Source organism: Pseudomonas sp. WS 5027, from assembly GCF_012985695.1.
Classification (GTDB): domain Bacteria; phylum Pseudomonadota; class Gammaproteobacteria; order Pseudomonadales; family Pseudomonadaceae; genus Aquipseudomonas; species Aquipseudomonas hygromyciniae.
In genome coordinates this window covers 66,196-72,307 of record NZ_JAAQWU010000029.1, presented here as the reverse complement: position 1 = coordinate 72,307, position 6,112 = coordinate 66,196, and the positions used below count along the sequence as shown (strand labels likewise).

7 protein-coding genes and 2 tRNA genes are annotated in these 6,112 nt (G+C 59.0%); 6 read left to right on the top strand and 3 right to left on the bottom strand.

Features of this window, described 5'->3' with window-relative positions; translation table 11 throughout:
* The first annotated feature begins 237 nt into the window (after positions 1-237).
* The gene (locus tag HBO09_RS26000) at positions 238-1,518 is read left to right on the top strand and encodes a Zn-dependent hydrolase (protein WP_169999207.1); all 1,281 of its coding nucleotides are present in this window, start codon (positions 238-240) and stop codon (positions 1,516-1,518) included.
* 36 nt (positions 1,519-1,554) lie between these two features.
* Here the strand turns inward: HBO09_RS26000 and HBO09_RS25995 are convergent, their stop codons facing one another.
* Positions 1,555-1,716, bottom strand: a complete 162-nt coding sequence (locus HBO09_RS25995) for a hypothetical protein (RefSeq protein ID WP_169999206.1) — start codon at positions 1,714-1,716, stop codon at positions 1,555-1,557.
* A 212-nt stretch (positions 1,717-1,928) separates the two neighbouring features.
* Here HBO09_RS25995 and HBO09_RS25990 point away from each other — a divergent pair, with 212 nt between their 5' ends.
* On the top strand, positions 1,929-2,615 hold the full coding sequence (locus tag HBO09_RS25990) for a peptidase C39 family protein (RefSeq protein ID WP_169999211.1): 687 nt from the start codon (positions 1,929-1,931) through the stop codon (positions 2,613-2,615).
* A 48-nt stretch (positions 2,616-2,663) separates the two neighbouring features.
* Here the strand turns inward: HBO09_RS25990 and pbpG are convergent, their stop codons facing one another.
* Positions 2,664-3,587, bottom strand: a complete 924-nt coding sequence (pbpG, locus tag HBO09_RS25985; protein WP_169999205.1) for a D-alanyl-D-alanine endopeptidase — start codon at positions 3,585-3,587, stop codon at positions 2,664-2,666.
* Between the two features lie 347 nt (positions 3,588-3,934).
* Here pbpG and HBO09_RS25980 point away from each other — a divergent pair, with 347 nt between their 5' ends.
* Complete coding sequence (locus HBO09_RS25980; protein WP_169999204.1) at positions 3,935-4,135, top strand: hypothetical protein; 201 nt, start codon at positions 3,935-3,937, stop codon at positions 4,133-4,135.
* A 109-nt stretch (positions 4,136-4,244) separates the two neighbouring features.
* Complete coding sequence (locus HBO09_RS25975) at positions 4,245-4,541, top strand: cupin domain-containing protein (RefSeq protein WP_169999203.1); 297 nt, start codon at positions 4,245-4,247, stop codon at positions 4,539-4,541.
* Positions 4,542-4,753: 212 nt separating this feature from the next.
* Here the strand turns inward: HBO09_RS25975 and folD are convergent, their stop codons facing one another.
* On the bottom strand, positions 4,754-5,608 hold the full coding sequence (gene folD / locus HBO09_RS25970) for a bifunctional methylenetetrahydrofolate dehydrogenase/methenyltetrahydrofolate cyclohydrolase FolD (protein WP_169999202.1): 855 nt from the start codon (positions 5,606-5,608) through the stop codon (positions 4,754-4,756).
* Positions 5,609-5,888: 280 nt separating this feature from the next.
* On the opposite strand from folD, the gene HBO09_RS25965 reads away from it, so the two are divergent.
* Positions 5,889-5,965, top strand: a tRNA-Arg gene (locus HBO09_RS25965).
* A 32-nt stretch (positions 5,966-5,997) separates the two neighbouring features.
* A tRNA-His gene (locus HBO09_RS25960) sits at positions 5,998-6,073 on the top strand.
* Positions 6,074-6,112: the final 39 nt, after the last annotated feature.

Genomic DNA, 6,112 nt, shown 5'->3' with positions numbered 1-6,112 from the left:
CGGCGCTTAGGGTAGAAAGGGCGGGACGAGAAGTCTCCCACGGTCCGTACTGGCTAGAGTCGGAATCGGGCTTTTAGTCGCCGCCCACCCCTTCAAGTCTAAACATACAAGCGGGCTTGCTCGCGAATGCGCTGTATCAGTCAATACATCCATCACTGACCCACCGCCTTCGCGAACAAGCCCGCTCCCACAGTTGGACCGCGTCAATCATAAGAAATATTGCCTGAGGAGATCACCATGAACGCTGCCATCGACGTTCTGCAATCGACCCATCAGCACGTCAACCGCGACCGCCTGTGGCAGTCGCTGATGGACCTCGCCAAGCTTGGCGCTACCCCTAAGGGCGGTGTCTGCCGCCTGGCCCTGACCGACCTCGATCGCCAGGCCCGCGATCTGTTTGTGCAGTGGTGCGAGGCGGCGGGTTGCACCGTGACGGTGGATGGGGTGGGCAATATCTTTGCCCGTCGCCCGGGGCGTAATCCGGCATTGCCGCCGGTGATGACGGGCAGCCATATCGATACCCAGCCGACGGGTGGCAAGTTCGATGGCTGCTTCGGCGTATTGGCGGGCGTCGAGGTGTTGCGCACGCTCAACGACCTGAAGATTGAAACCGAAGCGCCGCTGGAGGTGGTGGTGTGGACCAACGAAGAGGGCTCGCGCTTCCCGCCATGCATGATGGGGTCCGGGGTATTTGCCGAGAAATTCACCCTGGCAGATACCCTGGCCAAGACCGACGCCGAGGGCATCACCGTGGGCGATGCGCTGAATGCGATTGGCTATGCGGGCACCCGGCCGGTCAGTGGGCATAAGGTGGGGGCTTATTTCGAAGCCCATATCGAACAAGGCCCGATCCTTGAAGATGAACGCAAAACCATCGGTGTGGTGCTGGGGGCGCTCGGCCAGAAATGGTTCGACCTGACGCTACGCGGCGTCGAGGCCCATGCCGGGCCGACGCCGATGCACCTGCGCAAGGACGCCCTGGTCGGTGCCTCGGCGGTGGTTGCTGCGGTCAACGCTGCCGCCCTCGGCCATCAACCCCATGCCTGCGGCACGGTGGGTTGCCTGCAAGCCTATCCTGGCTCGCGCAATGTGATCCCTGGCGAAGTGCGCATGACCCTGGACTTCCGGCATCTGGAACCGGCGCGCCTGGACTCGATGATTGCCCAGGTGCGCAAGGTGATTGACGACACCTGTGCCAAGCATGGCCTGACCTTCGAGATGGTGCCGACTGCCGATTTCCCACCGCTGTATTTCGACAAGGGCTGTGTCGATGCCGTGCGAGAGGCGGCCACGGGGCTGGGCCTGTCAAACATGGATATCGTCAGTGGCGCTGGACACGATGCAATCTTCGTCGCCGAATTGGGCCCTGCGGGGATGATATTTGTGCCGTGTGAGGGCGGGATCAGCCATAACGAAATCGAAAATGCGGCACCCGATGACCTGGCGGCAGGATGCGCGGTGTTGCTGCGGGCGATGCTGGCTGCCTCGGCAACGGTCGCCCGCAAGCAGGTGGCGTAGATCGGTGGGAGCCGGTTCGCCGGCTCCTGCATTTGCTCAGGCGTGATGCGCGACAGGCTTGTGGGCTTTGGCCCGTATAGCGGTTTTTGGCTGCGGGTGATGATGCCGGCGCGTCACGCGCAACACCCCCCACAACATGGCGCCGGCTACGGCCAGCCAGCCCAGTACCAGCAGTAAGATCGTGGTTGTCAGGCTCATGAGTGCCTCCTTTTGCCCTGTACAGGGCACACACTGTCTTTGCAATGGACAGTCTAGCTGCCTCCCGGTTGCGTGCTATTGACCAATGGTCGTGTGCGTCCAACTTGTTTGCTCTATGCCGGGTTTTTTACTGCTGTCCAAGGCTATACCGGCGTCCAAGAGCACCCTATGATCAACGCCCCAGCCCGCAGATGATCAAGAGAGTGAAGAAGTTGCGTTTACGGTCGAACCTCAAAAAAACCTTGCTGGTGGCTGCCTGCATCCTCGGAGTGGCCGCATGTGCCGGGCATCCCACACCTTCGAAAATCCAAGGCCTGCCTGAGCGCGTAGAGCTCAACGGTGTGCCGGCGTTTCGTGGCGACACCTACCAGGGTGGCCCGGCCGCCTTGGCCAGCATGCTGTCGCAACAAGGCATTGTGATTACACCGGGCTTGCTGGATAAACCCTTGCACCTGCCGGGCGGTGAAGCCGACCTTGAGCGCAACATGCAGGGACTGGCGCGTGAATACGGGATGCTGGTGTATCCGCTGGATGCCAAGCTGAAAGCGCTGTTGGCGCAGGTGGCGGCGGGGTACCCGGTGATGGTGCGGATCACCGAGGGCTCGACACTGTGGGCTGAGCCGCGTTATGCGGTACTGGTGGGTTTCAACCAACAAAACAGTACGGTGCTGTTGCGAGTGGCAAGGGATCGGCGGCGCCCGGTGGCCTTCAGTGATTTTGAGTCCGCCTGGAAAAGCGCTGGGCAGTGGGCGGTGTTGGTCCAGCGCCCGAGCCAGTTGCCGGCCAACCTGGATGCGGGGCGCTGGCAGCAGGCCGCCAACGCAACCGCCCAGGCCGGCCAGGAACAGGCGGCGGCCCAGGCACTGAAGGTGATGGCCCAAAGGCAGAAGCAGCCATAAAGCAAACGGCGCCCGAGGGCGCCGTTTTTTATGCCTGCCAGTCGCGCATCAATGGGACTGGGCGACCCCAGTCTGGCGCGCCTTGAGGTTCTTGTCGGCCTTGTATTGCAGGGCTACATCCGGCACCGAGCCGCTCTTGCCGGTTTCAATCCACTTGCGAATACGGCTGGCATCGGCAAAGTGTGTGAACTTGCCAAACGCATCGAGGATCACCAGCGAAACCGGGCGATTACCCATGCTCGTCACCAATACCAGGCAGTGACCGGCCTGGTTGGTGAAGCCGGTCTTGGTCAGCTTGATATCCCAGTTGGCGCGGTTGACCAGATGATCGGTGTTGGAAAAGCCCAGGGTGTAGCTGGGCTTGCGGAACGACACGGTTTTTTCTTTGGTGGTGCTCAATTGCGTGAGCAGCGGGTATTTGCGCGCGGCCTGCACCAGCTTGCTCAAGTCGCGGGCGGTGGACACGTTATGGATCGACAGGCCGGTGGGCTCGACATAACGGGTACTGGTCATGCCCAGGGCCTTGGCCTTGGCGTTCATCGCGGCAATAAACGCTACATAGCCACCCGGATAGTGGTGGGCCAGGCTGGCGGCGGCACGGTTTTCCGAGGACATCAGGGTGATCAGCAACATTTCCTTGCGCGGCATCTCGCTGTTGAGCTTGACCCGTGAGAACACGCCTTTCATTTCCGGGGTGTCGCTGATGTTGATGGAGATGTACTCGTCCATATTCTGCTTGGCGTCCAGCACCACCATGCCAGTCATCAATTTGGTGACGGAGGCAATCGGCACGACTACGTCGGGGTTGCTGGCGTAGATCACCTTGTTGGTTTGCAAGTCCACCAGCATCGCGCTGCCCGAGGCGATGTGCAGTTGCGAGGTGTCCCGAGGGGCCAGGGTGGTTTCACTGGCGTTGGCGACAGTGCCTGCGAGTACGAAGAACAGGCTGACGAGAGAAAGACGAATATTCACGCGGATGAACTCGCTAAAAGGTAGGAAAATACCGGGTGCGACCGGCTTTTTGAAAAAAGACGTTACATATTATTAGTATGGATCAGAAACTGATAGAGAGCCTTTACATAAAGGCTATAAGCCGATGATTGGTTAGGCTTGTAGCGATTTTTTACCCCTTTCCCAGGACAGTTCGAACTCTTCGCGGGAGTAGGGCGTGAATACCGGGCGCTCGACGAGTCCCGATCCCGCAAGACCCGGGCCGTCATGGTCGTGTTGCGTTTTAGTTGCGTGTCTACCTCACCGGTTGGCGTGATTCGTTGATAGAAGTGAAGATCTTTTCGAGTTGGTTATCAGGGAGAGAGGTAATGGCCAGTAAAAAGCTTGAAGCGTTCCGCGAGTGGTTCACGCCGCGTAAGCGGTTATGGGCAGGGGGCGTTTTGCTTGTCAGTGGGGTATTCGGGCCGCTGTTCTATCCAAGCCTAAATGGTTATTGGGGTTGCTTGATTGGTCCCGGGGTCATATTTCTCGGCAGTACATGGAATCCCGAAGTTCACGATAAGCGTTGAGCCCCAATGGCCGTCTGGCGCTGTTCAGTGATATGGGGTATTGGTGGCGACCGGCATTGAGCCGGATCCAGGAGAATGCTAAGTAGGGCAGTTCGAAAAGGAGTTTTCTATGTCCCTGATGGATCTTGATTTGATCGCGAAGGCCTTGCCTCAAGCTTGGACGTCCACCGTTCTAGGACAGGTAGGCGGCTCCAATATCAAAGTTCTGCGCATGGATGAAATGTCCATTGAGGCAGAGGTGCATGATTACACTGAGGGCTTGCTAGTCATCTCCGGGCAGTTGTTGCTGGGAGTCGATGGTGAATCGGTGCGCGTGGGAGAAGGGCAAATCTATTTGGCTAAAGCTGGTGTGCCCCATGCGGTTTTGTCTGGAAGCCACGGGACACTGGTCATCATTGATGTTTAAGGGGGAGGCGCCCGGCACTGCCCGGGATGTGTCGAGTCTGGCCAGCTATGACTTCTGGAGATCGCGACGCATTGTTTCTGTCGATACGGCGCAAGCCAAATCTGTAGAGCAGGAATAAAAAAAATCCGCTGCCAGATAGCTGGCAGCGGATTTTTCAGGGAGCCCCACGTGAGCATTGCGTCAATGCTGGGCTCTTTTGGCGGGGCAGGTGATCAGCTGTGCAGGGTTTCGGCCGCGTACAGCGTGTTTTCCAGCAGGCAGGCACGGGTCATCGGGCCTACGCCACCCGGCACCGGGGTAATCCAGCCGGCACGGGGCAGGGCGGTTTCGTACACCACGTCGCCTACCAGCTTGCCGTCTTCCTGACGGTTGATGCCAACGTCGATCACGATGGCGCCTTCCTTGATCCACTCACCCTTGACCAGGCCCGGCTTACCGGCGGCGACCACGACCAGGTCGGCACGACCGACGTGGCCTGCCAGGTCCTTGGTGAAGCGGTGGGTGACCGTCACGGTGCAGCCGGCCAGCAGCAACTCCATGGCCATTGGGCGACCGACAATGTTGGATGCACCGACTACCACCGCATCCAGGCCATACAGATCGATGCCGGTGCTTTCCAGCAGGGTCATGATGCCCTTTGGAGTGCAGGGGCGTAGCAGGGGGATGCGCTGGGCCAGGCGACCGACGTTATAAGGATGGAAACCATCGACGTCCTTGTCGGGGCGGATGCGCTCCAGCAACAGGGAGGCATCCAGATGCTCCGGCAGCGGCAATTGCAGCAAGATGCCGTCGATGTTCGGATCGTCGTTGAGGCCGTCGATCAGGTCGGTGAGGGCCTGTTGGGTGGTGTCGGAAGGCAAGTCGTAGGCCTTGGAAATAAAGCCGACCTCTTCACAGTCTTTACGCTTGTGCGAGACATAAACCTGGGAGGCAGGATCGCTGCCGACCAGGATCACCGCGAGCCCCGGCGTGCGCAGGCCCTGCTGGCGACGCTCGGCGACACGTTTGGCGATCTGCTGGCGCAGGCTGGCGGCGATTGATTTGCCGTCGATAAGTTGTGCAGTCATTACGCGTGATTAACCATCGAGAGGGGGAGGAAAAGTGCGCGCATTCTCGCACGCCAGGACGTGAGGGCAAAGGCGCTTGGTCTGCAAATTCCCCTAACCCCTTAAATAAAATGAATTTTTTTTAAAAAAGATTTGACGGCCCCTAGGGGCGTCTATACTATTCGTCGCACTTGTCGGGCACAGCCTAGCACTGGTTAAGAAGGTCGAGCGCAATAGTCGTTTTGTTGTGTGAGACTGGAAGCATTTAGTTTGTAGTCCTCCAAGAGTACAGATTAATCAGGCGCCCGTAGCTCAGCTGGATAGAGCATCCGCCTTCTAAGCGGATGGTCGCAGGTTCGAGTCCTGCCGGGTGCGCCATTAGGCAGCTTTGGCACAAGTAGCGCAAGATGGTGGGCGTAGCTCAGTTGGTAGAGCACGGGATTGTGACTCCCGTTGTCGAGGGTTCGATCCCCTTCGTCCACCCCATATTTGAAAAGGCGCCAGATTTAATCGTCTGGCGCCTTT